Raw genomic sequence first — 22,981 nt, 5'->3', positions numbered from 1 at the left:
GCCCTCGTTGGCATCGGTTCCCCTTCGACCAGATTCCTTTTCCAGGACGTCCGCTGCATGGCAAGCACTGAACACGCGCTATCGGTACGCGAGAAGCTCGGCTACAGCCTGGGCGATCTCGCTGCCAACCTGATCTTCCAGACCCTGATCACCTACCTGGCATTCTTCTACACCGACGTCTACCGCCTGCCAGCGGCGACCGCGGCCACGATCATCTTTGTGGTGGGCCTGCTGGGAGCGTTCGTGTTCACGCCGTTGATCGGCATTGCGGCTGACCGAACGTCCACCCGTTGGGGCCGCTTCCGCCCGTGGATCCTGTGGACGGCCATCCCCTTTGGCGTACTGTCCCTGCTGGCGTTCAGCACCCCGGACCTGGGCGAGCGCGGAAAGGTGATCTATGCACTGGGCACCTACGCGCTGCTGGTCTGCGTTTACGCCGCGAACAACCTGCCGTACTCGGCGCTGAGCGGCGTGCTGACCGGCAGCATGGCCCAGCGCAACAGCCTTTCGGCGTACCGCTTCGTGGCCGTGATGATCGCGCAGTTCATCATCCAGGTGCTGCTGATGCCGCTGGTGCTGATTCTGGGTGACGGCGACCGGGTGCGCGGCTTCGAACAGGTCATGACCGCCTTCGCACTGATCGGAACAGTGTTCTTCCTGATCACCTTCGCCACCACCCGCGAACGCATCGTGCCGACGCGCGAGCAGACCGGCGGCATAGTGCAGGACCTGTCGGACCTGCTGCACAACCGCCCGTGGCAGGTGATGCTGGCGCTGACCGTGCTGGTGTTCATCAACCTGGCGTTGAAAGGCGGCACCTACATCTATTACTTCCAGTACTACATGAGCGAAGCGGCGCTGGCCAGCTTCCTGGAAAACTCAGGCTTCAACGGCCTGATCAGTGCATTGAATGGCGCCCTCGCCAGCGCCGGTTTCGCGGCGTTCACCTGGCCGAAGGACGCGGCCACCTCGGCGTTCAGCCTGTTCAACGCGTGCGGCATCCTCTGCATGATCGTGGGTATTGGTGCATCACGGCGGCTGGCGGATCGCTTCGGCAAGCGCGATGTCTTCGGTGGCGCCTTGTTTGTTTCGACCCTGTTCCTGCTGGCCTTCTACCTGTTCCCACCCACGGCGGTGGCGGTGGCGTTCGCAGCCTTCATGCTGCATGGCTTCTGCTATGGCATCACCATCCCGCTGCTGTGGGCGATGATCGCCGACGTCGCGGACTACTCCGAGTGGAAGAACCATCGCCGGGCCACTGCGATCATCTTCTCGGCGATGCTGTGCGGCCTGAAGATCGGCCTCAGCGTGGGTGGCGCACTGGTCGCCGCGATCCTTGCCCACTACGGCTACCAGGCAGGCCTGGTGCAGCAGCCTGAGGCCGTGGTGCAGGGCATCCGCCTGACCGTAAGCGTCTATTGCTCCCTTCCGTTCCTGCTCGCCGTGGCGCTGCTGTTCTTCTACCGGATCGACAAGCGCGCGGAAACGCGCATCGAGCAGGATCTCCACCTGCGTCGCCGTTCCGCCGACGCCTCCGCGTAACGCCAAGATGACAACCATGATCGACCTCTCTGCCGGTGAAGACGGCCAGGCCAGCGAAGCCCGTCTTGCGCAGCTCAGCGCACACGCCATTTCGCAACCGCTGGTGACCCACATCTACACCGCCGACCCTTCGGCACACGTGTTCGAGGGACGCCTGTACATCTATCCGTCGCACGACATCGACGGTGGCCAGCCCTTCGACGATGAAGGCGGCCACTTCGGCATGCAGGATTACCATGTGCTGAAGATGGATACGCCCAACGGCACTGCCGTCGATTGCGGCATGGCGTTGCACGTGCGCGACGTGCCGTGGGCGCGGAAACAGATGTGGGCTCCCGATGCCGCCTGTCGCGATGGCCGCTACTACCTGTACTTCCCGGCCAAGGACGCCGGGGGCCGGTTCCGCATCGGCGTGGCAATCGGTGCGCGACCGGAGGGCCCGTTCGTGCCTCAGCCGGAGCCGATCAAGGGCGCGTACTCGATCGACCCGGCCGTGTTCGAAGACGACGATGGCAGCCACTACCTGTACTTCGGTGGCATCTGGGGCGGGCAGCTGCAGAAGTATCGTGACAACCAGTACAGCGAAGCGCACGAGGAACCCGAGGGCAGCGCGCCGGCCCTGGGCCCGCGCGTGGGCCGCCTGGATGCTGGAATGACCGAGCTGGCCGAACCCACCCGCGAAGTGCAGATCCTGGATGAGCATGGCCAGCCGCTGCGTGCGGACGACCATGCGCGCCGCTTCTTCGAAGGCCCGTGGCTGCACAGGTACCAGGGTCGCTACTACCTGTCGTACTCCACTGGCAACACCCACCAGCTGTGCTACGCCGTGGGTGACAGCCCGTACGGGCCGTTCACCTATGCTGGCGTGATCCTCACCCCCGTGGTCGGTTGGACCACCCACCACTCCATCTGCCAGTTCCAGGGCCAGTGGTACCTGTTCTATCACGATGCGCTGATGTCCGGCGGCATTACCCACCTGCGCTCAGCCAAGTGCACGCCGCTGCACATGGAGCCGGACGGAAGCATCCGCACGATCAATCCCTATGGGGCCTGAGCGCATGTTGCCGAGGGATGATGCGCTGGCCCCGCTGCCGGCCGGTCAGCTGCACTGGCTGAGATGCGGCGAACTGGAGGTTGCGCTCGCCGCAGCGGCGGGCGGGCGCATCGCGCACCTACGTTACCGGGGCGTGGAATGGCTGGTGGACGCGCAGGAGACCGGGGCGGCGGCGATCGCCTGGGGCTGCTACCCGATGGTGCCGTGGGCCGGGCGCATCCGCCGTGGACAGTTCCGTTTTGACGGCATGCCGCATCGGCTGCCGCTCAACTTCGACGGGCATGCCATCCATGGGGTCGGCTTCTCGCGACCCTGGCAGATCGACCGGCTGGATGCGGCCGCAGCCGAGGTGTCGCTGCAGCTGCCGCGCGACAGCTACTGGCCCTTCGGTGGCATTGCCATGCTGGAACTGCGGTTGCAGGGGCACACCCTGCAGCTGCGCCTTTCGGTCCAGGCCGGCGAGCAGGCGATGCCGGCGGTGCTGGGCTGGCACCCCTGGTTCAGGAAGCCGGACCGGTTGCTGTTCAATCCTCGCGCGATGTATCCGCGGGACAGGGAAGGTATTGCCACGCTGCCCCACGTGGAGCCCACCACCGGCCCTTGGGATGACTGCTTCGTTGCCGACGGTGACATCACGCTGGTACGCGAAGGCCAACGCCTGCGGCTGAGGTCGGACCACGACCACTGGGTGGTCTACGACGCTGCGCCGCACGCCACCTGTGTCGAACCGCAGAGTGGCCCGCCGGACGGCTTCACGCTGGCACCGCACCGGCTGGAGCCTGGCCAGCGCCTCGCGTTGACGTTCGAACTGGCGTGGGTGGCGGACAGCAGCTGAAGCCCGGCCAGGGCCCGCAATCGCCCTGGTTCCGGAGTATCGGTACGCCGCCTGGACCGGTTGTGGACCCTGGTGCCTGACACGGGCTGCGCCTGACCGACACGTGCCATCTGCTACAGGTTCCAGTCAACCCGCATGCCCGCGATCAGTGCATTCGGCAGGTCCCGCTGCCGCGCAGGTTCGTTGAACGGGTCCGGATGCACGATGTAGTGCAGGTTCGGTGCAATCCTGAGCTGCGGGGTGAGCTGGATGCCATAGCTCAGCTCCATCATCACCTGGCTTCCGTGCGGGGTGCCGCTGCCGCCGGCGGCCGCGCGGGCCAGGCGGAGGTTCTCCAGCGCGATGCCGCTGTACTTCTGCCGGGTGACGACGAAGCCGATGCTGTCCTGCGGCCGGCGGGCGAACGTGCCCTTCTGCACAAGCCCGGCCTGCAGGAAGTGATCCTCGATCAGCTGCCCGGAGGTACCCTTGAGCGCGGCGCCGAAAAGGGTCAGGCCGCGGCCATTGCCATCGCCGGTAAGCTGCTGCTCGAAGCGCGCGAACGCACCGGAGCGACCGTGGCGTGCCGTGTACTCCTGGCCACTGAGCAGCGCGGGAATGCCGTTGGCATCGCGCAGCGGATCGCGATAGGTCGAGTTGTCCTGCCAGCCACCGAGTTCGTAGCGGGCTTTCAGTCGTGCCGAAGCCGGGCTGCGCCAGCCGATCGTGTAGGGCACGATCCAGCCGGTGGCCTGGTTCGTATTCCACTTCAGGCCATGCTGGCCATCCTCGGCCTGGCTGGGATCGACCTGGTAGGCACCGATGCGGACATAGACATCGGGCGTCACCCAGGCCGTGGCGTTGGCCATCCAGCTCGACACCGGCCACCAGGTGAAGTTGCTGGTGCGGAAAACGTAGGTCGGGTTGCCGCACGCCGAGTTGCCCTGGAAGTACTGGCACAGCTCCGACCCGAGGTGGTGGATGTTGGCGACGCTGCGACCGGCCTCCAGCACCAGCCGGTCGTTGAACAGCTTCTGTTCCAGGGTCAGGTTGGCCAGGCGGGTCCCCTGGCCGCCGTAGATTTCCTGCACCGAGGTGCTGTTGCCGGTGCTGCTGTTGGCGAGGTTGGTGCCGTGGCGATTGATGCCATAGGCCTTGATCGTGGCCCCCCGCCAGCCGAACGCAGCGTCGAGGTCAACATCGGCGCCGAACATCAGCTGGCCGGCGTAAGCGGTGCCGCTGCGCTTGCCACCATCGAGCGTAGCGGCCGCCTCGCCGGTGTAAGCCAGTTTGGGAGTGAAGACATCACTCGCGTTGGCAGCTACGGCCAGTGAGGGCAGGGTCAGCAGGATCGCTACCGGCACCAGGCGGCAGGAAGGGCAGGTCATGGGCGGGGTTCCTTTTACAGGGTGGGGGCTGTGACCGGCTTCTTGAGGATGCGCAGTGCAATCGCGGTGACCGCCACGCCGGCCAACAGCGCCAGCAGGTAGACACCAAGATGGGTGACCGCGTTCGGGATCGGCAGCACGAACACACCGCCGTGCGGCACCTTCAACTCGACGCCTGCGGCCATCGAGATCGCACCGGCCACGGCCGAGCCGAGGATCAGCGCAGGAATGGTGCGCAGCGGATCGCGTGCCGCGTAGGGAATAGCCCCCTCGGTCACGAAGCTCAGGCCGAGCACGCCGGCGGCACCGGCAGTGCCGCGCTCCTCGGCAGTGAAGCGGTTGCTGAACAACCACGTCGCCAGCGCGATGCCCAGCGGTGGCGTCATGCCGCCGATCATGGTCGCCGCCATCGGCGTGTAGACCTGGCTGGAAATCAGGGCGGTGGAGAAGGCGTAGGACGCCTTGTTTACCGGTCCACCCATGTCAACGGCCATCATGCCGCCCAGCAGCAAACCGAGCAGGATCGCGCTGCTGCCCTCCATGCCGCGCAGCCAGTCGGTCAGCCAGGCCAGCAGTGCGGCCACCGGCGTGCCGATCACGTACATCATCAGCAGGCCGACCAGCAGCGTGCCCAGTACCGGCAGGATCAGCACCGGCTTGAGGCCTTCCAGGCTGCGCGGCAGGCGCAGCGCACGGTTGATCCAGTGCACGCCATAGCCGGCGATGAAGCCCGCCAGGATGCCGCCGATGAAGCCTGCGTCCATGTTGACCGCAACCAGCCCGCCGATCATGCCGGGCGCGATGCCGGGGCGGTCGGCGATGGAGTAGGCGATGTAGCCGGCCAGCGCCGGCACCATCAGCATGAAACCGGACTTGGCGCCGATCTGGAACAGCGACCAGGCCAGCGTCCCCTTGTGTGCGTCGTCGAAGGCATAGATGCCGCCGAGTGCGAACGCCAGGGCGATCAACAGGCCGCCGGCTGTCACGAACGGCAGCATGAACGACACGCCGGTCATCAGGTGCTTGTAAGGACCGGTGCTCTTGTTCCTTTCTGCGGTACGGCCCGAAGCCGCTGTCCCCGCGTGCAGGCCGGCCTCGGCCAGCGCCTTGCGGATCAGGTTCTGGCCGTCATTGATCGCCGGCTTGGTACCACTCTTGAACAGGCGCTTGCCTGCGAAACGCGAAAGATCGACTTCGCGGTCGGCGGCGATCAGCACCACATCGGCAGCGGCGATTTCCGCATCGCTCAACGCATCCTGCGCGCCGACCGAGCCCTGTGTTTCAACCCGGATCGCATGGCCCAGCGCTTTGGCAGCCTGTTGCAGGCCTTCTGCTGCCATGAAGGTGTGAGCGATGCCGGTGGGGCAGGAGGTGACGGCAACGATGCGCTTGCCAGCCCCGGTGGCGGGGGCACTGGCCGGCGCAGCTGCGAGCGGTGCAAGCGCGGCGACCGGATCGTCCAATACCTCGCCCAGGCTGGCATGCACGATCCGGGCATTGCCGAAGCGTGCGATGTCTGCCTCGCTATCGCCCACCAGCAGCAGCTGGGTCGCGGAGGCGGCGTCCGAGGCGGGCAGCGCGCCGGTCACGCCCTGGTCGCTGCGGATTTCGATCATCAGCTCAAGCCCGCGCTGGCGGGCCGCGCGACGCAGGGCCTCGGCGGCAAGTACCGCCTCGATGCTGCGTTCGCCAGCGGCGATGACTACGGTGGAAGCGTGCATGGGAACTCCTGGAATGCTTCGGGTTCGTCCTTGCCGGAGGCATCGCGGGTGGCCCGAAGCCAACCGCTGCTCCTCCGGAAGGTGTTTCAATCCAACCGCTCGATCAGTACATCGCCGGCCCCGGCGCGCACCTGCGCCGGATCGAGCCGCCGCGCGTCTCCGCTATCCAGCCGGCTCATCGAGAACGCCGTGGCCAGTCGTGCACAGGCGGCCAGGTCGAGGGAGCGCTCCAACAGCGCGGCGGCGATGCCGGCGACCATGGCATCACCGGCGCCCACCGTGCTGCCCTGGGCCAGACGCGGCGGTCGCGCGACCAGGGCACCGGCGCGATCAATGAACAGCGCGCCGTCGGTCCCCATGGAGATGGCAACGAGTGCGACACCGCGTTCGACCAAGGCCTGGCCTGCAGCGCGCAGTGCGCTGCGATCCGGCAGCGACGTGCCGGTCCAAGCCTCCAGTTCGTGGCGGTTGGGCTTGATGGCGTAGGGCAGCGCGCCCCGCGCGCCGTCCAGCGCAGCTGCAAGCGCATCGCCGCTGGTGTCCAGCAGCACGCGCGCACCGGCCGTTCCGGCCTGCGCCTGCAACCGCGCCCATGCATCGGCCGGTAGTCCGTGCGGCAGGCTGCCGGACAGCACGACCGGCAGGCCGGGCGCGAGCAGGGCGCCGAGCTGGCGCGACACCGCGTCCAGATCGGCAGCGTCCACGGCCAGGCCCGGCAGGTTGATGTCCGTCGTTTCGCCGTTGGCCTCTTCGACCAGCTTGATGTTGGTGCGGGTATGGCCCGGAACGCGCAGGCAGCCGTCAATGATGCCCCGCTCACGGAACAGCGTGCGGAACACGCCGTCGTTGCCGTCGCCCAGCACACCCAGCGCGGTGATCGGCACGCCCCAGTCGGCCAGGCAGGCCGCCACGTTGATGCCCTTGCCGCCTGCGTCGTCGCGGGAGCTGCCGGCCCGATGCACGCGGCCTGGCTGCAGGCGGGCCAGGCGCACGGTCTGGTCGATGGCCGGGTTCAGGGTCACGGTGACGGCGCGGGCAGTCATGCGCGCGCTCCATCGAGGCCGCGCACCTGCTCGGCGGTTTCGCACCCCAGTGCGGTGCTGGCCAGCGCTTGCAGTTCGGTCATCGCGGTGCCACGCAGGCGCGCCTTCACCGCCGGGATGTCGTTCGGAGTCATCGACAGTTCGTCCACGCCCAGGCCAGCCAGCAACATGGCGCCGAAGGGGTCGCCGGCCAGGCCGCCACAGACGCCGACCCAGCGCCCATGCAGCCGTGCGCCTTCAACCGTGGCGCGGACCGCGCGCAGCACCGCCGGTTGCAGGCTGTCGGCCTCGGCGGCGAGTTCCGGGTTCTGGCGGTCGATCGCCAGCACGTACTGGGTCAGATCATTGGTGCCGATCGAGAAGAAGTCGGCATGGCGCGCCAGTACGTCGCTCTGAGCGGCGGCAGCCGGCACTTCGATCATGATGCCGATCGGCACCACCGGCGCCTCCAGCTCGGCACGCAGGCGCTCACAGATGGCGCGCAGTGCGACCAGCTCGGTCACCGACGTGATCATCGGGAACATGATGGACAGGCGTGCACCGTCCTTGGCGGCGCGATACAGCGCACGCAGTTGCGGCTCCAGCAGGTCAGGGCGGCGCAGCAGCAGGCGCGCGCCGCGCACGCCGAGGAACGGGTTCTCCTCGCGCGGCAGTTCCAGGTGCGCCACCTGCTTGTCGCCGCCGATGTCGAGCGCGCGCACGATCAGCGGGCGGCCGTCGAGTGCCTTGGCCATCGCCAGATAGGTGGTGTACTGCTCCGCCTCGCTGGGCGTACTGCCACGTTCGAGGAACAGGAACTCGGTGCGCATCAGGCCGACGCCTTCCGCACCCTGTTCCAGTGCCAGTGGCACCTGGTCGGGCAGGTTGACGTTGGCGCCGATGTCGATACGGTGGCCGTCGGGGGTCTGGGCGGGTTGCGCGCGTTGCGCGGCTTCGCGCTCGCGGATCTGCTGCTGTTCGGCGATCCATTCGCGTGCCGAGGCGAGATCGGCTTCGGAGGGGGACAGGTAGAGCCGTCCGCTGCTGCCGTCCATGATCGCTTCGCGGCCTGGCTGGATCGCCAACAGCCCGGCGCCGCCGGCCACCAGCGCCGGCAGGCCCAGCGTGCGCGAGAGGATGGCGGTGTGCGAGGTCGGCCCGCCCTGCGCGGTGGCCAGGCCGAGCACGCGACCGGTGTCGAGATTGGCGGTATCCGAAGGCGACAGATCTGTGGCGATCAGGATGCATGGTTGCGACGGCAGATCCGCCAGGCCACCACCTTCAGCAGAAGGGTCAAGCTGCGCCAGCACGCGTCGGCCGACATCACGCAGGTCCGCCGCGCGCCCGGCCAGCACCGGATTGCCCAGCGCCGCCAGCCCGGAGGCGATCTGCTCGATGGCCTGGTGCCATGACCACGCCACACCATGGCCTTCGACCATCAGCTGGCAGGTGCGGGTGATCAGGTCGGTGTCGTCGAGCAGCGCGGCCTGCGCCTTGAAGATCGCCGCATCCGAAGCGCCAAGGCGGCGCTGGGTGTCGTCCTGCAGGGCGGCCAGCTGCTGGCGGGTGCGGCCGAGTGCATCCTGCAGGCGTGCGCCGCCCTCGCCAAGCGGGGTAGGACGGTCAGTGACTTCCGTCTGCGTGCTGGCCAGCACATGCACCGGGCCGATCGCCAATCCGGGGCTGGCGCCGATGCCAATGATCGTCGCCTGCGCTTCGGGCGGTTTCCACCCGGCGACAGGGGCTGCTGCCTTGCGCTGGGCTGCACGCTCGGCATCAGCCCTTTCCTGTGCGACCAATCCATTCATGACCTTGCGCAGCGCAGCCAGCAGCGCGGGGGCATCGGCGCCCTCGGCAGAAACACGCACGGCATCGCCCTCACGCAGCCCGAGCTGAAGCAGCGCTACCGGACTCTTGGCATCGGCCGCCTGATCGCCTGCGCGGACCTGCGCGCGGGCTGCGAAGCCGCGCGCCGTCTCGGCCCAGCGCGTGGCAGGACGGGCGTGCAGTCCGTTGGGGTAAGCGATGGTCCATTCGAAGCGCTCGGCCAGATCCACCGCTGGCGCGTGGGTGGCGGCAATCGCAACATCGCCGGCCAGCGCGTTCACGATCTCGCCCGCCTCGGTGGTGGTGAACAGCCGCTGCAGCGTGGACTCGTCCTGGATCAGCCGGGTCAAGCGGCGCAGCACCGTGATGTGGGTATCCGACTGGGCAGCGATGCCGACCACCAGACGGGTGATCTGTCCCGGGTTCCATTCCACGCCTTGCGGCAACTGCAGCACGGCGATGCCATCGCGGTGCACCAGATGGCGGTCCTCGCCAAGCCCGTGCGGGATTGCTACGCCGTGTCCAAGGAAGGTGTTCGCCAGCGTTTCGCGCCGCCCCATGCTGGCTTCGTACCCCGGCGCCACGCAGCCGGCCGCGACCAGCATCTGCGCGACCTGGGCAATGGCATCGGTTTTGTCCTGCGCCCGCGCGTCCAGGCGGATCAGTTCCCGGCTGGCCGGGGAAGGGAAGGTCTGGGGCGACAAAGGGGGCTCCGCGGAAGGGGTGGCTGAGATGTATTGGGAACGTTCCCACTCGCCATTTCAATGTGCAGCGCACAAAAATCCAATAGTCCTTTGGCGTTAACATGGTGCTGGAGGGCCGTCCGGCCCAGAAAAGCGCTCGATTCCGGGAACGTTACCAGTGAGCATCAGCATCAATGACGTCGCACGCGTGGCGGGGGTATCCAAGTCCACGGTGTCGCGGGTGCTCGGCGGCGGCCCGGTCAGCGAGGCCGTGCGCGGCCGGGTGGAGGCGGCGATCCGCCAGACCGGATATCACCCCAACCTGCAGGCAAGACGCCTGCGCGCCCGGCATACCGGCATCATCGGCCTGATCGTGGCCGATATCCGCAACCCGTTCTTTACCGCGCTGATCCGCGCCGTGGAGGAAGTCGCGTACCGGGAAGGCCTTCGCGTCACCCTCTGCAACACCGATGAGGACCCCGAGCGCGAGGCGCTGTATCTGCAGTTGATGCATGAGGAACGCATCAGTGGGCTGATTTTTGCGCCCACCCGGACCACGGTGGGGCGGCTGGACCGGCTCACGCTGGATTACCCGACGGTACTGGTCGATCGTGCCGCACCCGGTGGCTCGATCGACAGCGTGGTCCTCGACAACGCAGCGGCGATGGCGGGCCTGGTCGAACACCTGGCCGAGCGCGGCTATTGCCGCATCGGTGGCCTGTTCGGCAGCACCAGTACCACGGCGGCCGAACGCCGCGACGGCTATATCGCTGCAATGCGCAGGCACGGGCTGGAACCGGACTACCGCGAGGTAGAGCCCACGGCCGAGGCCGCCATCGCAACGGTCGAGCAGTGGTTGACCAGTCCTTCGCGTCCCGATGCGCTGGTCGCCAGCAACAGCCTGCTGCTCATGGGCGCATTGAAAGCGGCCCGCAGCGCTGGGCTTGCGATTCCAGGAGAGCTGGCGCTGGCAGGCTTCGACAATGAGCGATGGACCGAACTGGTCGAACCCGGGGTTACCGTGGTCGAGCAGCCGGTTGAAGAGATGGGGCGGGCCGCGATGTCGCTGCTGCTGGAGCGCCTGCGCATGCCGGAGCTGCCGGTACGCAGACTGGTGATGACGGGAAGATGCGTGGTGAGAGGGTCAACGGCTGCGCGATAGTCCGGCGCCGCGTCTGCGGCAGTAGCAGTCGCAGTCCATGAGGCTGGCACTGGGGTGTTGGCGGGTCGCGCGTTGTCTGCTAAAAGCCATCTGGACACGCAGACCGGATGGGTCATCGCCTTGTCAGAGCCTTATTCAGCGCTGTTGCGCCTGCAGTTGCGCCACGAAGATCTCTCCAGATGGCTGGCGGCGCCCCTGCCTTCGCCATCCCGATGGTCCGACTGGCGATGCATCGCCGGGCCGTGGCGCTTGCGCAACGGTGAATGCCTGGCGTCTTCAAGCGACGAGGCGTTGGATGAACTGCTCATAGACTGCCAGGCCCTGCTGGCCCGCTACCCCGACAATCGCGCCGCATTGAAGGCCTTCCTTGCATCCGCGCAGGCCGAGAATATCCAGGTTGCCGCCTATGACCGCACTGGTACGCACTTTGTTGCGGGATCGCTGACGTATTCGGAAAGCCTCTACGATCTCATCGCGTTTCTGGCTGTGGCACGGGGCGCGGCCGATTTCCTGAAGGCGGGCGACCACGGGGTGGCACTGGTCCACGACTATCTCTGGGCAGAGGAAGGTGAGCGCGAGACCGTTGCCGCGATTGCCCTGGCCGGCCAGGGGGAATCCGGATTCCTTTCTTCCACGGACCTGGATACCGCTGCCGCGCCCTTCGACGCCTTGGTGGATGCCATGCTGGAAGCTGAGGACGACCCGGCGTTTCAACCACGCAACCAGCTTGATCAACTCTGACCGGCGCCGCGTGGAATCCAGAAAAACGACAGCCAGGACCCCGATATGAAAGGACATCAAGCCCGCCGCGCGCACCGCCGCATGCGTTGGCTCCTGACACTGTGCCTAGGCGCCCTGGTGGGACCCGCCGTGGCAGGCACAACGCAACCGGAACGCACCTGGTTTGTCAGTGGTGCGGAGCTCATCACGCTGCTGCAGGGCAAAGGCGCTGACGGGTTCTGCGATGGCGAACACTGCCGGGGGCTGTCCAGCGCCCGGGCCAGCAGCTATATCCTGGGTGTCGCCGATGCCAGCAGGTGTCTTCCCATCTCCGGCAGCTGCCCCGCGTGCGATTGCAACAGGATGCGTCTCCCCTGGTTGTCGAAGGGCTGCGCGCGGCGTTTCCCTGTGGTCGCGGCACATCGCCTGGTGGCAGTGCCGAGCCCGGCAAGGCACGCTGAGACGCGTGGGCTGGGCGTTGGCAACGCGGGCTGCAGCCTGCGTAATGAACACATCGGTGTTCTGCACGCTGGCGACACGATGCATTCACGACCGCCGACACCCGCGCCCGCGACACTGCATGCTCCTTTCTCCGCATGAGGTGCCCCATGGCTACCTGTGATGTCTGCGGCAATGACTACGACAAGAGCTTCACCCTCCAGCAGGGTGGACGCAGCGGCACCTTCGATTCGTTCGAGTGCGCCATCCACGCGTTCGCACCGCGCTGCGCACATTGCGACTGCGCGATCATCGGGCATGGCGTTGAAGGAAACGGTCAGATCTTCTGCTGCGCACATTGCGCCGGTCACGCCGGTGTAAAGGGAATCGCAGACCGGGCCTGAGCCCGCTCCGGCCGGTCATGCCGGGACCAGCGAGGCGAGCCGTGCGACCCGGGCTGCACCCGAATCGGCGAGCAGCGCCATCGCACGCTGTTTCCGGGCCGGCGTCCCCGCCACGGCCTCCCGTGCCACCACTACGTCGAATTCCCTGGCGTTGGCGTCCAGCGCGGTAGCCAGGACACATGAATCGGCCGTCATCCCGCTGAGCCAAAGGCTGCGCACGCCAAGCTTGGCCAGCAGAATCGGCAACGGGCTGGCCAGGAACGCCGAATGCTTGGGCTTGAGCACGAAGTAGTGACCGGGCAGGGGAGAGAGGAGGTCGGCAATCCGCCCGGCCGGTCCTCCATCCCGCTGGCACTGTGCTACCTGTTGGCGGAAGTCACGCTTCCAGTCCGAGAAATTGTCATTGGCGTAGATGACCGGCCATCCGTGGCCATCAAAGTGGTTTCTCAAGCGTCGGATCTGTGCGGCCGCCCGCTCCGCTGCTGGCGCCAGCGCCTGCGCGCCTGGGAAGTCGAAGCGACTGAACATATCGATGATCAGCAAGGCGGTTGACGGAGCATTTCCCATGGTTCAATCCCCTGTCTGCGCGTGCGGAGCTTCGACCGGCTTGGATTGCGGTGAGTCCTTCTGCCGCAGGAAGATCGTAAGTACAACCAGGGACAGCACCGCAAGAAACTCACTCTGCCAGTTCTGCATCGATTCGAACCAGAACGTGCTGCTGCCCAGATGCTCCAGGAAACCCGGCACCGGCAACCCCTGCAGCTGCTGCTCGACCTGCTCGGCGCGCCAGCTACCCAATGCATGCAATGCAAAACTGAGCAGGAACAACAGCCCGAAGGCAATCGCAAGCGAGTGACCGTAAAGCACCTTCCATGCGCCGCCGCGACGAACCGGCCACGGCGCAGGGCCCGGCTCGACGCGGTTCTGCTCCTGCGCCGGGTCCAGGGGCCGGGATTCGGCCGAGCCACGCTGGCGCAGGGTGACGGTCAGAAGAACGTACATTCCCATCTGCAGGAACTCGCTCTCCCAGTTCTCGAATGTAGCGCTCACGAAATGCCCGGTCGCCAGGTAGTGCCAGAGGTCGATCGCCGCGCGCCCGTGCTGTGTCAACTCCTGATTGTGCACGTCATGTCCCGCAACTGCCTGCCCGACAATGAAGACGACAGTGAGTGCGAGCAGTACCAGCGAGAGACCGTTGCGTTTCCACATGCAACACCTCTTTCAGCCTGACCAGAAACCGTGCATGCAGCTTGCGCCGGCAGCGCACCATGACGCGTGAATCCGGCGCATCCAGGATGTGAGGCGGCCTCAACGCTTGCCCGTCGGATCGGGGTCGGGACGTTCGTAGTCCTCAGGTACGGCCTTGGGGCCATCGCCGTCGTCCGGCATGTCGTGCGCCTTCCACTTCGCTCGATCATTGCGCCGCTTGTCCGGGGTGTGCGCCTTCGATTGATCGTCCACGTCTGTTGTTGGATTGAAAGGCAGCTTGTCGTTCATGGTGGGCTCCTGTGGCGGGTGTTCGCAGCGTGACCCGGTCGGGGTTAACGCTACGACGCCGCGGAATGAACGCTGTGCACACCTGGATGTCACCGGGGCGGGAGGACGTCCCTGCGATGCTGTCGTTCCGATCTTCTGGAGAAGCACGATGCAGGCATTGACCTATCACGGCCGCAAGGATGTGCGCGTCGAGACCGTGCCGGACCCGGTGCTGGCGGCTGAGGACGATCTGATCCTGAGGGTTACCGCCACCGCCATCTGTGGTTCGGACCTGCACCTGTATCGGGGCAAGATTCCCGATCTGCACGACGGCGATGTGCTGGGCCACGAATTCATGGGCGTGGTGGAGGAGGTCGGCAGCGGCGTAACGCAGGTGAGGCCGGGTGATCGCGTGGTGATCCCCTTCGTGATCGCCTGTGGCGAGTGCTTCCACTGCCGGCTGGCCGAGTATGCCGCCTGCGAAACCACCAACACGGGCAAGGGCGCTGCGCTGAACCAGAAGGGCCTTCTGCCTCCGGCGGCGTTGTTCGGGTACAGCCATCTGTATGGCGGCGTGGCAGGCGGACAGGCCGAATTCGTGCGCGTGCCCAAGGCGAATGTGGGCCCACTGCGCATTCCGGAAGGCGTGGCCGACGAACAGGTTCTGTTCCTGTCGGACATTCTGCCGACCGGCTATCAGGCCGCGCTGAACGCAGGGGTCAAGCCGGGCTCGACAGTGGCGATCTTCGGTGCCGGTCCGGTTGGGCTGATGAGCGCGGCCTGCTGCCGGCTGCTGGGAGCGGAGACCATCTTCATGGTCGACCATCTTCGCTACCGCCTGGACTACGCGCGCCGTGCATATGGTGTGACGCCGATCGACTTCAAGGAGATCGAGGACCCGGCCGATTACATCCTGACCCAGACCAGTGGACGCGGCGTGGATGCCTGCATCGAGGCCGTCGGTTTCGAGGCCGAGGGCAGTGCCCTGGAGTCAGCGCTGACCGCCGTGAAACTGGAAGGCAGCAGCGGCGTGGCCATCCGTCAGTGCATCGCAGCCGCCCGCCGCGGCGGCGTGGTCAGCATTCCCGGTGTCTATGCCGGTTTCATCCACGGGTTCCTGCTGGGCGATGCGTTCGACAAGGGCCTGACATTCAAGATGGGGCAGACTCACGTGCAGGGACTGATGCCGGAGCTGCTGGACGCAATCCTGGAAGGAAAGCTGGATCCGGGGGACATCATCTCGCACCGGATGCGCCTGGCCGACGCGGCGCAAGGTTATGCGATGTTCGACGCCAAGGACGACGACTGCCGCAAGATCGTATTGACCCCCTGAGCAGGCCGTCATGAGTTGGATTGTCATGGCCGGTGTCTACGCAGTCTGGCTGGCCGCCGGTGCGCTGGACTTCCACTTTCACCGGCGTACCGATCTGCCGCACACGTCCGCGATGCGCGAGAGCCTGCTGCATGGGCTGCAGCTGCTGCTCATCGGCAGCGGCGTGCTGGCGTGGCTCGTGCTGGAAAGCACGTGGTTGCTCGTCACGCTGCTGGCAGTCCTGGTCATCGCGCATGCAATCGCCGGCTACCTCGACACCGTCAGCGCGGACGGGCGGCGACGCATCAGCCCGGCCGAGCAGCACGTGCACAGTGTGCTCGACGCCGCTCCCTGGGTGCTGCTGGGCGGAGTGGCGTGGCAGGCCGAGCCTCGTTGGGCAGTCAATGTGGCACCGGCAGCACCGGCGCTGTGGGGGTTTGTATTGCTGCCGGCGCTTGGCCTGGTGGTGTTGCCGTGGCTATGGGAACTGCGCCAGTGCGTGCGTGCAAGCGAACAGCGCCAGCGGTGACCGCGTGAGGAACACTGCGCCAGGTATTCATGTGGCCGCCACATCGCCAAGACAGTGATGTGACCGCAGGGCGCCTACGTTCATGACCTATCTTCATTGCAGACCGGCCATGCAGGATGTGACGTCGCCTTCTTCGCTGTTCAACCGCGCGCGCCAGGTTCTCGCCCAGCAGCCCGCACTGCCTTCGCCCGGAAGTGGCCACACGCTGCAGCGTTGGCGGGCGCTGGCGGCGTGGGGGGCAGAGGACCTCTGCTTGGCCAAGGTACTGGAAGCGCATTACGACGCCCAGTCGATCATTGCCGAGCTGAACGCGCCTAGGGTTGCTGAAGGGCAGCTGCTGGCGGTGTGGGCCGCAGAAGGCCCAGCCAACACCCTGCGCATCGACGCCGGCGGTGGACTATATGGTGACAAGCCCTGGTGTTCAGGCAGCGCGTGGGTGGATGCGGCACTGGTAACCGTGCGGAACACACACGGCGTGTGGCTGTGCCATGTGCCGGCGGAGCGTTGGTGCACGCTTTCGGGTGAGCCCTGGCCGGCGGCTGGCATGGCCGGCATTCCGTCCACGACGGTGCGCTTCGACGGCGCACCGATGACGATTCTGGGACCGCGCGACGCCTACCTGCAACGGCCGGGCTTCTGGCATGGCGGAGCCGGTATCGCGGCGGTCTGGTTTGGCGCAGCGGTGGCACTGGCTGAACGCATGCGGCCGGCCTGCAGCGACGGCAACCGCGCACGGCTGCTGGGTGCAGCGGACCTTGTGCTGGGGCCGGCTGCGGCGCTGCTTCGCGAAGTGGCCGCACGCATCGACGACGCGCCTCAATCGGCGCATCGGGAAGACGTAGTGCGGCTGCGCTGCGTGGTCGAACGGGCGGCGACGCGCGTCCTGGACCTTGCAGGCCGGGCGCTCGGTCCGGCGCCGATGTGCCTGGAAGACGGTCACGCCCGCCGCTGGGCGGACCTGACGGTGTTCCTCAGGCAGTGCCATGCCGATCGCGATTGGCAGTGGCTGGGTGAGCAGCGGGCAGCCGAGGAGACCGCATGGGCGCTGTAGCCAGCACACCCCTGCAAGGACAGGGAACTCAGGAACAGGCCTGGCTGCGCTGCGATTGGCTCTGGCAGCAACCGTCCACGCCCGCCCGTTCACTGTGCGCCGGCCACGACCGCCTTGTGGTCGTTGCGCCGCATCCCGACGACGAGATTCTTGGCTGTGGTGGGCTGCTCCATCATGCCGCGGCACAGGGCATGGAGGTTGGCGTCATTGCCGTGACCGATGGTGAAGCGTGTTATCCGGGTGAGCCGTGGTGGACACCGGACCGCCTGCGGTCGGCGCGTCGGGCAGAGCTTGCAGCGGCGCTGGCGGAACTTGGGATTGCGGCCGACGCGACGTTTCATCTCGGCATCGGCGATGGCGCGGTCAGCAAGCACGAACAGGGCTTGCAGGACTGGCTGCAGCAGCACCTGCAGCCGGGCGATCTGGTACTGGCGCCCTGGCGCTTCGATGGGCATCCCGATCACGAAGCGGCAGGGCGTGCAGCCTGCCGCGCCGCGCGCGCAGTGGGTTGCCGTCGCCTGGAGTACCCGGTATGGGGCTGGCACTGGCTGGATCCGGCCTGCGCGCATATGGCGTGGGAGTTCCCGCAGCTTGTCGACATTTCCGCAGTGGCGTCGGTGAAACGAAGTGCGATCGCCCGGTTCCGGACGCAGACGGGCAACGTGCCGGGCCTGAACAGCCCGCCGGTGCTGCCTTCCCATGTACTGGCCCGATTTTTCCGCGATTACGAGGTATTTCTGGCATGAGCGCGCAACCGTACTTCGATGAACTGCATGAGCAGGAAGACCCTTTTGGCTACCGCAGCCGGTGGTATGAAGAACGCAAGCGTGCGTTGCTGCTGGCCAGCCTGAGCCAGCGCCAGTTCAATCGTGGCTGGGAGCTGGGATGCTCCAACGGCGTGCTGACCGAGGCCCTGGCGGCCCGCTGTGAGCGCCTGCTGGCCACCGACATCAGCCCGCGCGCAGCGTTCCGGGCCCGCCGCAACCTGGCCCACCTGCCGCACGTGCAGGTCCACTGCGCCAGCCACCCCGAGCAATGGCCGCCGGGGCGCTTCGACCTGATCGTCTGCGGTGAGATGGGCTACTACCTGGGGACGAGCGCCCTTCGCGAGCTGCGTGCCGGAATCGATCAAGCACTTCGTGACGACGGATTGCTGGTCGCGTGCCATTGGTTGCCCTCGTTCCCCGGGCGGGTGAGCCGGACCGAAGTCGCGCATCGGTGCCTGGGCCACGGCCTGCACGAAGCCTTCCACTATCGCGATGCGGACTTCGTGCTGCAGGGCTGGACGCGCGGCACGCTGTCACTGGCCCGCAACGAGGGCCTGCGGTGATAGGCGTTCTGGTCCCCGCGCACAACGAGGCAGCCAGCATGGCGCGCTGCCTGCAATCGATCCGAAGGGCGGCCCTGCACCCGGGCCTGGGCGGCGAACCGGTCGAAGTGGTGGTTGCACTGGACGCTTGCTCGGATGCGACGGCGTCCATCTGCCACCAACAGCGCGTCGGCATTGTGCGGCTGGATGCACGCTGCGTGGGGATTGCCCGCGCAGCGGCCGCCGTCGAGCTGTTGGGTCGCGGCGCCAGGTGGCTGGCCAGCACCGACGCCGATAGCGAGGTCCCTGGCAATTGGTTGGTTGGACAACTGGAGCAGCCGTGTGACGCCTTCTGCGGACTGGTGGACATTGCGGCGCGCTGCCCGTCCGAACATCGCCTGCGCAGGGTATTCCAGGGGCGGCAGCAGTGGGGGGAAGGTCACGGGCGCATCCATGGTGCCAACCTGGGTGTCTCTGCCCATTTCTATCGTGCGGTCGGCGGTTTTCCTGCCTTGCGCTGCGGGGAAGACGTTCAGATGGTGAGGGCGCTGCAGGCCTGCGGCGCGGATGTACGCTGGGCCGGTGCTCCCGTCGTCTTCACCAGTGCGCGTCTGGAAGGGCGCGCCGCAGGGGGATTTTCAGCCTATCTGGCGGAGATTGGGGCGGCGGGTGCCCCTGCCGTGCTGACCGGGCCGGTCATTGTGTAAACACCGGCCATTTCGCCGCACCGCAGCATGCGGTCGCGCCGTCAGGCGTCTCCGATCCAGGCCGAATCCCATGAAACCCGGGCACATCGGCCGATGTGTGACGCGTGCCCTGTACGCGTTTACGGCGCGTGAACGCTGCCTACCTTACATTGATCGGCTGGGAGAGCAGGAGCAGCCGATGCCGAACAGCGCGATTGTCTACGCCAGCCGGGCTGCCCCCGGGTTCACGCCGGAACGCCTGGCTGCACTGATGGAAGATGCGGCCCGCTTCAATCGATCAGCGGGCGTGACCGGGGTCCTGTTGTTTGACGGGCAGCGCTTCCTGCAATACATGGAAGGCCCCGCCGACGGGCTGGATGTTGCCTTCTCCCGCGTAAACGGCGCCCGCAGCCACACCGAACTGACCGAACTCGGGCGTGGCCGTGTCGGGCAGCGGCGGTTGCCGTTCTGGCCAATGCGCTGCCTGTCGGTCAGCGCGGGCGAGCTGCAGATGATCGCCCTTGCGGACTGGAGCCGTTTCATCCAGCGGGCGGTAACCAGCCAGGACGAAGACGAAGCGATGCAGAAGCTGCTTGCAATCGTTGAGCCCTACGCGAACGCCGCTTGAAGTCCGGGACGGGTGTTAGCGTAGTGTGCAGCCGAGGAGAGGCGGCGGTGCCTCAGCGCCTGAAGGCCCTCATCGCCGCCTACAACGGGGCAGCGATCATTGCCGTGCAGGAAACCTCCTGCGCCAGAAGGAACGAATGTGCCCCTCCGCGCGATCGCCTACGCAAGTGAGGCGATACCGGGGCTTTCCATGGACCATGTGGACGACCTCGCCTGGGCCGCCGCCGGCTTCAACTTCGAATCCGGCGTTACCGGTGTGCTTCTTTACGATGGGCTCCGCTTCCTCCAGTACATCGAGGGACCGGAAGACAGCATCAACGTGGTGTACAGCCGCATTCTCAGTGCCCGCAGCCATCGCGAGCTGATCGAACTGGGCCGTGGCAGGGTTTCAGGCCGTTTCTTTCCTGATTGGTCGATGCGGTTGCTGTGGGTTGAGGCCTCCGAGATCCGCAGCGTGGCGCGTGGCAACTGGGACGGGCTCTCCCGTGGTGGTGCGCTGCGCCAGCTGAGCCTGGTGGTGGCCCCGCACCTGGGTTGACCGCTGCGGTTGGGGTCAGCGTGCCGAAGAGGGTGCGCAGGCGTCGCCCACCACGCGCCGCACAGTCTCCTGCAGCTGGTCGACGTGGAACGGCTTGGCCACGAAGGCGGCGCGGCGGTGGCGCTGTGGCACCAGCTGGTCATAGACCGCAGAGACGAACAGAAAGGGAATGCCAAGTTCCGCCAGGCGATCAGCGACTGGGAACACCACGCCGTCGCGAAGCTCGACATCCAGCACGGCGCCGTCGAATCGCTGGGTGTCCAGCAGTCCCAGCGCGTCGAACACGCTGTACGCGTGCGTCACCTGGTCGCCGGCGTCCTCAAGTGCATGTTCCATCAGTGCTGCCAGGTCGAGCTGGTCTTCCACCAGCAGCAGGTTGCATCTGCGCTGGCTCATTCCGGATTGCATGTGTGCAGCCTGTATTGCTTCGGGAGTGCCAGTCTGTGCTGTGCAGCATCAATATGGTGCGTGCGGGTTGTCAGCCCGGCGCGAAGCCCGTGAAGCGCGCCTCCAGCACCGTCGAGGCAGCGTGCAGGGCCGCATGGAGCTCGTTGACGGCGCCTTGGCACGTGGCATGGATACTGCCGCCGTCCCCCGCATTGGAGCTTCTCTCATGCCGCTATCTGGAACCGATTCTGCTTCTCCACGCGTGCTGCGTGTCGAGTGCATGCCGCTGGACTGCGGTGGCACTGCCATCGTGGTGGAACTGGACCGCATGCCTGAGCGCACGTGGATGAAGTCGCTCAAGCGAGCCCTGCAGGCCGACGATCTCCTTGAGGGCGCGCACGCCAAGTTCGATGGGCGCTTCGTGTATGTCGTGGGCGTGGAGGGCGGTGCTCATCGTATGCAACACCGTGTGGTACAGGCACTGGTGGCGACGGACGCTCCGCGCGCGTCGGGTGGCAGCCTGCAAGGTCGAGCCGGCGGCGCGGCACTGTCCAGCCCGATGCCCTGACCGCGGAGCGGGGCCAACCCGCAGTCCCTGCATGTTATCGCCGCATCAGGGCCGCGTGCAGCGGCCACCTCCAGCGGTTCACACCGCCCGACAAGGCGGTGACTGCCAGCGCTCCACCATGTTCTCCGGAGGCATGTCGCCCCAGACCGGAGATCGAGATGGCGGACCACAACGACACCCGACGCGAACGCCTGCTGAAATGGCTGCAGGATGCCTACGCCATGGAACAGGAAGCGGAAACCATGATGAAGGCCATGGCTTCGCGGATCGAGAACTACCCCCAGCTTGCTGCCCGGATAGGCCAGCACGTCCAGGAGACACAGGGGCAGGCCGCTTCCCTGCGGGAGTGCATCGAGGCGCTGGGAGGAAGCGTGCCCACCGCAAAGGGATTGTTCGCCAGCATGACCGCCGTCATCCACGCCGCTGGCAACACGCTGATGGAAGACGAGGTGGTCAAGAGCGTGGGCCTTTCGTTCGGCTTCGAGAACACCGAGATCGCCACGTACCGGGCGCTGGTGATCGCTGCCGAGCGCGCCGGCGCGCCCGACATTGCGGCGGTGTGTGGCCAGATCCTGCAGGAAGAGGTTGCCATGGCGCGCTGGCTGGAGGACCACCAGGACGGCCTGGTCGGTGCGTTCCTCAACCGTGACGAAACGCCTGGCGCCCAGGCCAAGCGTTGACCGCGAAGCCAGCCCACGCCAGCCACTGGAGAAATCCTCATGTTCTTTCATCACAAGAAACTCATGTACACCGTGCGCGTCCGCGAATCCAATCCGCAGCTCGCCAGCCTCATGCTTGAGCAGTTCGGCGGCCCGCAGGGCGAGTTGGCCGCTGCGATGCGCTACTTCACCCAGGGACTTGGCGAATGCGATCCCGGGCGCAAGGACCTGTTGATGGACATCGCCACCGAGGAGATCAGCCACCTGGAGATCATCGGCACCATCATCGCCATGCTCAACCGCGGGCCCAAGGCAATCCAGTCCGAAGGGCTTGCCGAGGCCGAGGACATGCGGCTGCTGGGGCAGAACAGCAGCAGCCACACCGAACAGATCCTGTACGGCGGCGGCCCGGCGTTGGTCAATTCCAGCGGGGTGCCGTGGACAGCCGCCTACATCGACTCGATTGGTGACCCCAGCGCCGACCTGCGCTCGAACATTGCGGCCGAAGCGCGCGCCAAGCTGGTGTATGAGCGCCTGATCAACGTCACCGACGACCCGGGCATCAAGGACGCGCTGCGCTTCCTGATGACGCGCGAGATCGCGCACATGAAGTCGTTCGAGAAGGCGCTGCACAGCATCCAGCCCAACTTCCCACCGGGCAAGCTGCCGGGGGATCCCGCGTTCACCGATCTGTACATGGACATGTCGCAGGGCGACGGCGCCGACAACCTGCAGGGCAGTTGGAACAGCGGCGAGCTCTGGGAGCGGGTCAGCGACCGCGAGGCACAGGGTGCGGTGGACGGTGGCGACGGCAGCGGCACGGTGGACCTCGATCCACGCGAACAGGCCGCGGTGCAGGCCATGACCCTGCGCACGCTCTCCGACCCGGAAGCGCGGCCGACCACCGGGGCCGAGCTGGGGGCCGGCCCGGGCGCGGGCGCACTGGACCTGCCGCCACGCGAGCCATGAAAAACCTGGGGCGCGCGCCTGCGGCGCCCCAGTTGAAACGCCCGTGAGTGACGCGAGGGCGCACGAAAGTGGGGGGGCCGGACCGCCCCCCCCCC

At 66.7% G+C, this 22,981-nt stretch carries 25 protein-coding genes; 17 read left to right on the top strand and 8 right to left on the bottom strand.

Features of this window, described 5'->3' with window-relative positions; all coding sequences use genetic code 11:
* Positions 1–57: 57 nt before the first annotated feature.
* Genes ACM0PK_RS12420 through ACM0PK_RS12410 form a run of 3 tightly spaced genes read left to right on the top strand, consistent with a single transcriptional unit; the run spans position 58 to position 3,431 of the window.
* Positions 58–1,542 carry an MFS transporter gene (locus ACM0PK_RS12420; RefSeq protein ID WP_065196305.1) on the top strand — a complete coding sequence of 495 codons (1,485 nt, stop codon included), beginning with the start codon at positions 58–60 and terminating at the stop codon, positions 1,540–1,542.
* A gap of 16 nt (positions 1,543–1,558) precedes the next feature.
* A complete protein-coding gene (locus ACM0PK_RS12415) occupies positions 1,559–2,596 on the top strand; it encodes a glycoside hydrolase family 43 protein (protein WP_111201014.1) in 1,038 nt (345 codons plus the stop codon).
* Complete coding sequence (locus tag ACM0PK_RS12410; RefSeq protein WP_111201015.1) at positions 2,586–3,431, top strand: aldose epimerase family protein; 846 nt, start codon at positions 2,586–2,588, stop codon at positions 3,429–3,431. Before ACM0PK_RS12415 ends, ACM0PK_RS12410 begins: the two co-directional genes overlap by 11 nt.
* A 113-nt stretch (positions 3,432–3,544) precedes the next feature.
* Here ACM0PK_RS12410 and ACM0PK_RS12405 read toward each other — a convergent pair whose 3' ends face one another.
* The 4 genes from ACM0PK_RS12405 to ptsP all read right to left on the bottom strand — a co-directional run bounded on the left by ACM0PK_RS12405 (position 3,545) and on the right by ptsP (position 10,072).
* Positions 3,545–4,798 (bottom strand): carbohydrate porin, encoded by a 1,254-nt coding sequence (locus ACM0PK_RS12405; protein ID WP_111201016.1) that lies wholly within the window; start codon positions 4,796–4,798, stop codon positions 3,545–3,547.
* A 14-nt stretch (positions 4,799–4,812) separates the two neighbouring features.
* Positions 4,813–6,519 carry a PTS fructose transporter subunit IIC gene (locus tag ACM0PK_RS12400; RefSeq protein WP_414607247.1) on the bottom strand — a complete coding sequence of 569 codons (1,707 nt, stop codon included), beginning with the start codon at positions 6,517–6,519 and terminating at the stop codon, positions 4,813–4,815.
* Positions 6,520–6,605: 86 nt separating this feature from the next.
* A complete protein-coding gene (locus ACM0PK_RS12395; protein ID WP_065186396.1) occupies positions 6,606–7,562 on the bottom strand; it encodes a 1-phosphofructokinase family hexose kinase in 957 nt (318 codons plus the stop codon).
* Positions 7,559–10,072 (bottom strand): phosphoenolpyruvate--protein phosphotransferase, encoded by a 2,514-nt coding sequence (gene ptsP / locus ACM0PK_RS12390; protein ID WP_414607248.1) that lies wholly within the window; start codon positions 10,070–10,072, stop codon positions 7,559–7,561. The genes ACM0PK_RS12395 and ptsP overlap by 4 nt, the downstream gene beginning before the upstream one ends.
* Positions 10,073–10,229: 157 nt before the next feature.
* On the opposite strand from ptsP, the gene ACM0PK_RS12385 reads away from it, so the two are divergent.
* The 3 genes from ACM0PK_RS12385 (at position 10,230) to ACM0PK_RS12375 (ending at position 12,775) form a co-directional block, all read left to right on the top strand.
* Complete coding sequence (locus ACM0PK_RS12385; protein WP_088497165.1) at positions 10,230–11,213, top strand: LacI family DNA-binding transcriptional regulator; 984 nt, start codon at positions 10,230–10,232, stop codon at positions 11,211–11,213.
* 54 nt (positions 11,214–11,267) lie between these two features.
* Complete coding sequence (locus tag ACM0PK_RS12380) at positions 11,268–11,954, top strand: hypothetical protein (RefSeq protein ID WP_414607249.1); 687 nt, start codon at positions 11,268–11,270, stop codon at positions 11,952–11,954.
* Positions 11,955–12,541: 587 nt separating this feature from the next.
* Positions 12,542–12,775: a metallothionein gene (locus tag ACM0PK_RS12375; RefSeq protein WP_111007731.1), complete on the top strand. Its 234-nt coding sequence runs from the start codon at positions 12,542–12,544 to the stop codon at positions 12,773–12,775.
* Between the two features lie 15 nt (positions 12,776–12,790).
* Here the strand turns inward: ACM0PK_RS12375 and ACM0PK_RS12370 are convergent, their stop codons facing one another.
* The 3 genes from ACM0PK_RS12370 to ACM0PK_RS12360 all read right to left on the bottom strand — a co-directional run bounded on the left by ACM0PK_RS12370 (position 12,791) and on the right by ACM0PK_RS12360 (position 14,272).
* Positions 12,791–13,342: a cysteine hydrolase family protein gene (locus ACM0PK_RS12370; protein ID WP_111007730.1), complete on the bottom strand. Its 552-nt coding sequence runs from the start codon at positions 13,340–13,342 to the stop codon at positions 12,791–12,793.
* Positions 13,343–13,345: 3 nt separating this feature from the next.
* Positions 13,346–13,984, bottom strand: coding sequence for a DUF6766 family protein (locus ACM0PK_RS12365; RefSeq protein WP_227836715.1), 639 nt, complete (start codon positions 13,982–13,984; stop codon positions 13,346–13,348).
* Positions 13,985–14,083: 99 nt separating this feature from the next.
* On the bottom strand, positions 14,084–14,272 hold the full coding sequence (locus ACM0PK_RS12360; RefSeq protein ID WP_053496592.1) for a hypothetical protein: 189 nt from the start codon (positions 14,270–14,272) through the stop codon (positions 14,084–14,086).
* Positions 14,273–14,420: 148 nt separating this feature from the next.
* Here ACM0PK_RS12360 and ACM0PK_RS12355 point away from each other — a divergent pair, with 148 nt between their 5' ends.
* The 8 genes from ACM0PK_RS12355 (at position 14,421) to ACM0PK_RS12320 (ending at position 20,303) form a co-directional block, all read left to right on the top strand.
* A complete protein-coding gene (locus ACM0PK_RS12355) occupies positions 14,421–15,584 on the top strand; it encodes a zinc-dependent alcohol dehydrogenase (RefSeq protein ID WP_111201023.1) in 1,164 nt (387 codons plus the stop codon).
* A gap of 10 nt (positions 15,585–15,594) precedes the next feature.
* The gene (locus tag ACM0PK_RS12350) at positions 15,595–16,092 is read left to right on the top strand and encodes a hypothetical protein (RefSeq protein WP_111201024.1); all 498 of its coding nucleotides are present in this window, start codon (positions 15,595–15,597) and stop codon (positions 16,090–16,092) included.
* Positions 16,093–16,201: 109 nt separating this feature from the next.
* Entirely contained in the window at positions 16,202–17,143 is a 942-nt protein-coding gene (locus ACM0PK_RS12345; RefSeq protein ID WP_414607250.1) for an acyl-CoA dehydrogenase family protein, read from the top strand.
* Positions 17,131–17,889: a PIG-L deacetylase family protein gene (locus tag ACM0PK_RS12340; RefSeq protein WP_414607251.1), complete on the top strand. Its 759-nt coding sequence runs from the start codon at positions 17,131–17,133 to the stop codon at positions 17,887–17,889. The genes ACM0PK_RS12345 and ACM0PK_RS12340 overlap by 13 nt, the downstream gene beginning before the upstream one ends.
* A complete protein-coding gene (locus ACM0PK_RS12335; RefSeq protein ID WP_414607252.1) occupies positions 17,886–18,473 on the top strand; it encodes a class I SAM-dependent DNA methyltransferase in 588 nt (195 codons plus the stop codon). Before ACM0PK_RS12340 ends, ACM0PK_RS12335 begins: the two co-directional genes overlap by 4 nt.
* A complete protein-coding gene (locus ACM0PK_RS12330; protein WP_414607253.1) occupies positions 18,470–19,159 on the top strand; it encodes a glycosyltransferase family 2 protein in 690 nt (229 codons plus the stop codon). Before ACM0PK_RS12335 ends, ACM0PK_RS12330 begins: the two co-directional genes overlap by 4 nt.
* 178 nt (positions 19,160–19,337) lie before the next feature.
* On the top strand, positions 19,338–19,766 hold the full coding sequence (locus ACM0PK_RS12325) for a BLUF domain-containing protein (RefSeq protein ID WP_111201027.1): 429 nt from the start codon (positions 19,338–19,340) through the stop codon (positions 19,764–19,766).
* A gap of 138 nt (positions 19,767–19,904) precedes the next feature.
* Positions 19,905–20,303: a BLUF domain-containing protein gene (locus tag ACM0PK_RS12320; protein WP_414607254.1), complete on the top strand. Its 399-nt coding sequence runs from the start codon at positions 19,905–19,907 to the stop codon at positions 20,301–20,303.
* A 15-nt stretch (positions 20,304–20,318) separates the two neighbouring features.
* On the opposite strand, the gene ACM0PK_RS12315 is transcribed toward ACM0PK_RS12320, so the two are convergent.
* A complete protein-coding gene (locus ACM0PK_RS12315; RefSeq protein ID WP_072167057.1) occupies positions 20,319–20,711 on the bottom strand; it encodes a response regulator in 393 nt (130 codons plus the stop codon).
* A 205-nt stretch (positions 20,712–20,916) separates the two neighbouring features.
* Between ACM0PK_RS12315 and ACM0PK_RS12310 the strand changes: the two genes are divergently transcribed.
* The 3 genes from ACM0PK_RS12310 (at position 20,917) to ACM0PK_RS12300 (ending at position 22,886) form a co-directional block, all read left to right on the top strand.
* The gene (locus ACM0PK_RS12310; protein WP_080376901.1) at positions 20,917–21,258 is read left to right on the top strand and encodes a hypothetical protein; all 342 of its coding nucleotides are present in this window, start codon (positions 20,917–20,919) and stop codon (positions 21,256–21,258) included.
* A gap of 158 nt (positions 21,259–21,416) precedes the next feature.
* The gene (locus tag ACM0PK_RS12305) at positions 21,417–21,938 is read left to right on the top strand and encodes a ferritin-like domain-containing protein (protein ID WP_414607255.1); all 522 of its coding nucleotides are present in this window, start codon (positions 21,417–21,419) and stop codon (positions 21,936–21,938) included.
* 39 nt (positions 21,939–21,977) lie between these two features.
* On the top strand, positions 21,978–22,886 hold the full coding sequence (locus ACM0PK_RS12300) for a manganese catalase family protein (protein WP_414607256.1): 909 nt from the start codon (positions 21,978–21,980) through the stop codon (positions 22,884–22,886).
* Positions 22,887–22,981: the final 95 nt, after the last annotated feature.

The sequence above is a fragment of the Stenotrophomonas sp. FR010 genome (genome assembly GCF_047520755.2).
In the GTDB taxonomy this organism is placed as follows: domain Bacteria; phylum Pseudomonadota; class Gammaproteobacteria; order Xanthomonadales; family Xanthomonadaceae; genus Stenotrophomonas; species Stenotrophomonas sepilia.
This window is presented reverse-complemented; position numbering and strand designations above follow the sequence as displayed.

Coding starts and splice junctions, on each gene's coding strand:
- ACM0PK_RS12350 (WP_111201024.1), top strand. CDS start 15,595: ATGAGTTGGATTGTCATGGCCGGTGTCTACGCAGTCTGGCTGGCCGCC.
- ACM0PK_RS12375 (WP_111007731.1), top strand. CDS start 12,542: ATGGCTACCTGTGATGTCTGCGGCAATGACTACGACAAGAGCTTCACC.
- ACM0PK_RS12370 (WP_111007730.1), bottom strand. CDS start 13,342: ATGGGAAATGCTCCGTCAACCGCCTTGCTGATCATCGATATGTTCAGT.
- ACM0PK_RS12325 (WP_111201027.1), top strand. CDS start 19,338: ATGCCGAACAGCGCGATTGTCTACGCCAGCCGGGCTGCCCCCGGGTTC.
- ACM0PK_RS12410 (WP_111201015.1), top strand. CDS start 2,586: ATGGGGCCTGAGCGCATGTTGCCGAGGGATGATGCGCTGGCCCCGCTG.
- ACM0PK_RS12315 (WP_072167057.1), bottom strand. CDS start 20,711: ATGCAATCCGGAATGAGCCAGCGCAGATGCAACCTGCTGCTGGTGGAA.
- ACM0PK_RS12365 (WP_227836715.1), bottom strand. CDS start 13,984: ATGTGGAAACGCAACGGTCTCTCGCTGGTACTGCTCGCACTCACTGTC.
- ACM0PK_RS12355 (WP_111201023.1), top strand. CDS start 14,421: ATGCAGGCATTGACCTATCACGGCCGCAAGGATGTGCGCGTCGAGACC.
- ACM0PK_RS12340 (WP_414607251.1), top strand. CDS start 17,131: ATGGGCGCTGTAGCCAGCACACCCCTGCAAGGACAGGGAACTCAGGAA.
- ACM0PK_RS12395 (WP_065186396.1), bottom strand. CDS start 7,562: ATGACTGCCCGCGCCGTCACCGTGACCCTGAACCCGGCCATCGACCAG.
- ACM0PK_RS12305 (WP_414607255.1), top strand. CDS start 21,417: ATGGCGGACCACAACGACACCCGACGCGAACGCCTGCTGAAATGGCTG.
- ACM0PK_RS12310 (WP_080376901.1), top strand. CDS start 20,917: ATGCCGCTATCTGGAACCGATTCTGCTTCTCCACGCGTGCTGCGTGTC.
- ACM0PK_RS12360 (WP_053496592.1), bottom strand. CDS start 14,272: ATGAACGACAAGCTGCCTTTCAATCCAACAACAGACGTGGACGATCAA.
- ACM0PK_RS12345 (WP_414607250.1), top strand. CDS start 16,202: ATGCAGGATGTGACGTCGCCTTCTTCGCTGTTCAACCGCGCGCGCCAG.
- ACM0PK_RS12420 (WP_065196305.1), top strand. CDS start 58: ATGGCAAGCACTGAACACGCGCTATCGGTACGCGAGAAGCTCGGCTAC.
- ACM0PK_RS12405 (WP_111201016.1), bottom strand. CDS start 4,798: ATGACCTGCCCTTCCTGCCGCCTGGTGCCGGTAGCGATCCTGCTGACC.
- ACM0PK_RS12415 (WP_111201014.1), top strand. CDS start 1,559: ATGATCGACCTCTCTGCCGGTGAAGACGGCCAGGCCAGCGAAGCCCGT.
- ACM0PK_RS12335 (WP_414607252.1), top strand. CDS start 17,886: ATGAGCGCGCAACCGTACTTCGATGAACTGCATGAGCAGGAAGACCCT.
- ACM0PK_RS12300 (WP_414607256.1), top strand. CDS start 21,978: ATGTTCTTTCATCACAAGAAACTCATGTACACCGTGCGCGTCCGCGAA.
- ACM0PK_RS12400 (WP_414607247.1), bottom strand. CDS start 6,519: ATGCACGCTTCCACCGTAGTCATCGCCGCTGGCGAACGCAGCATCGAG.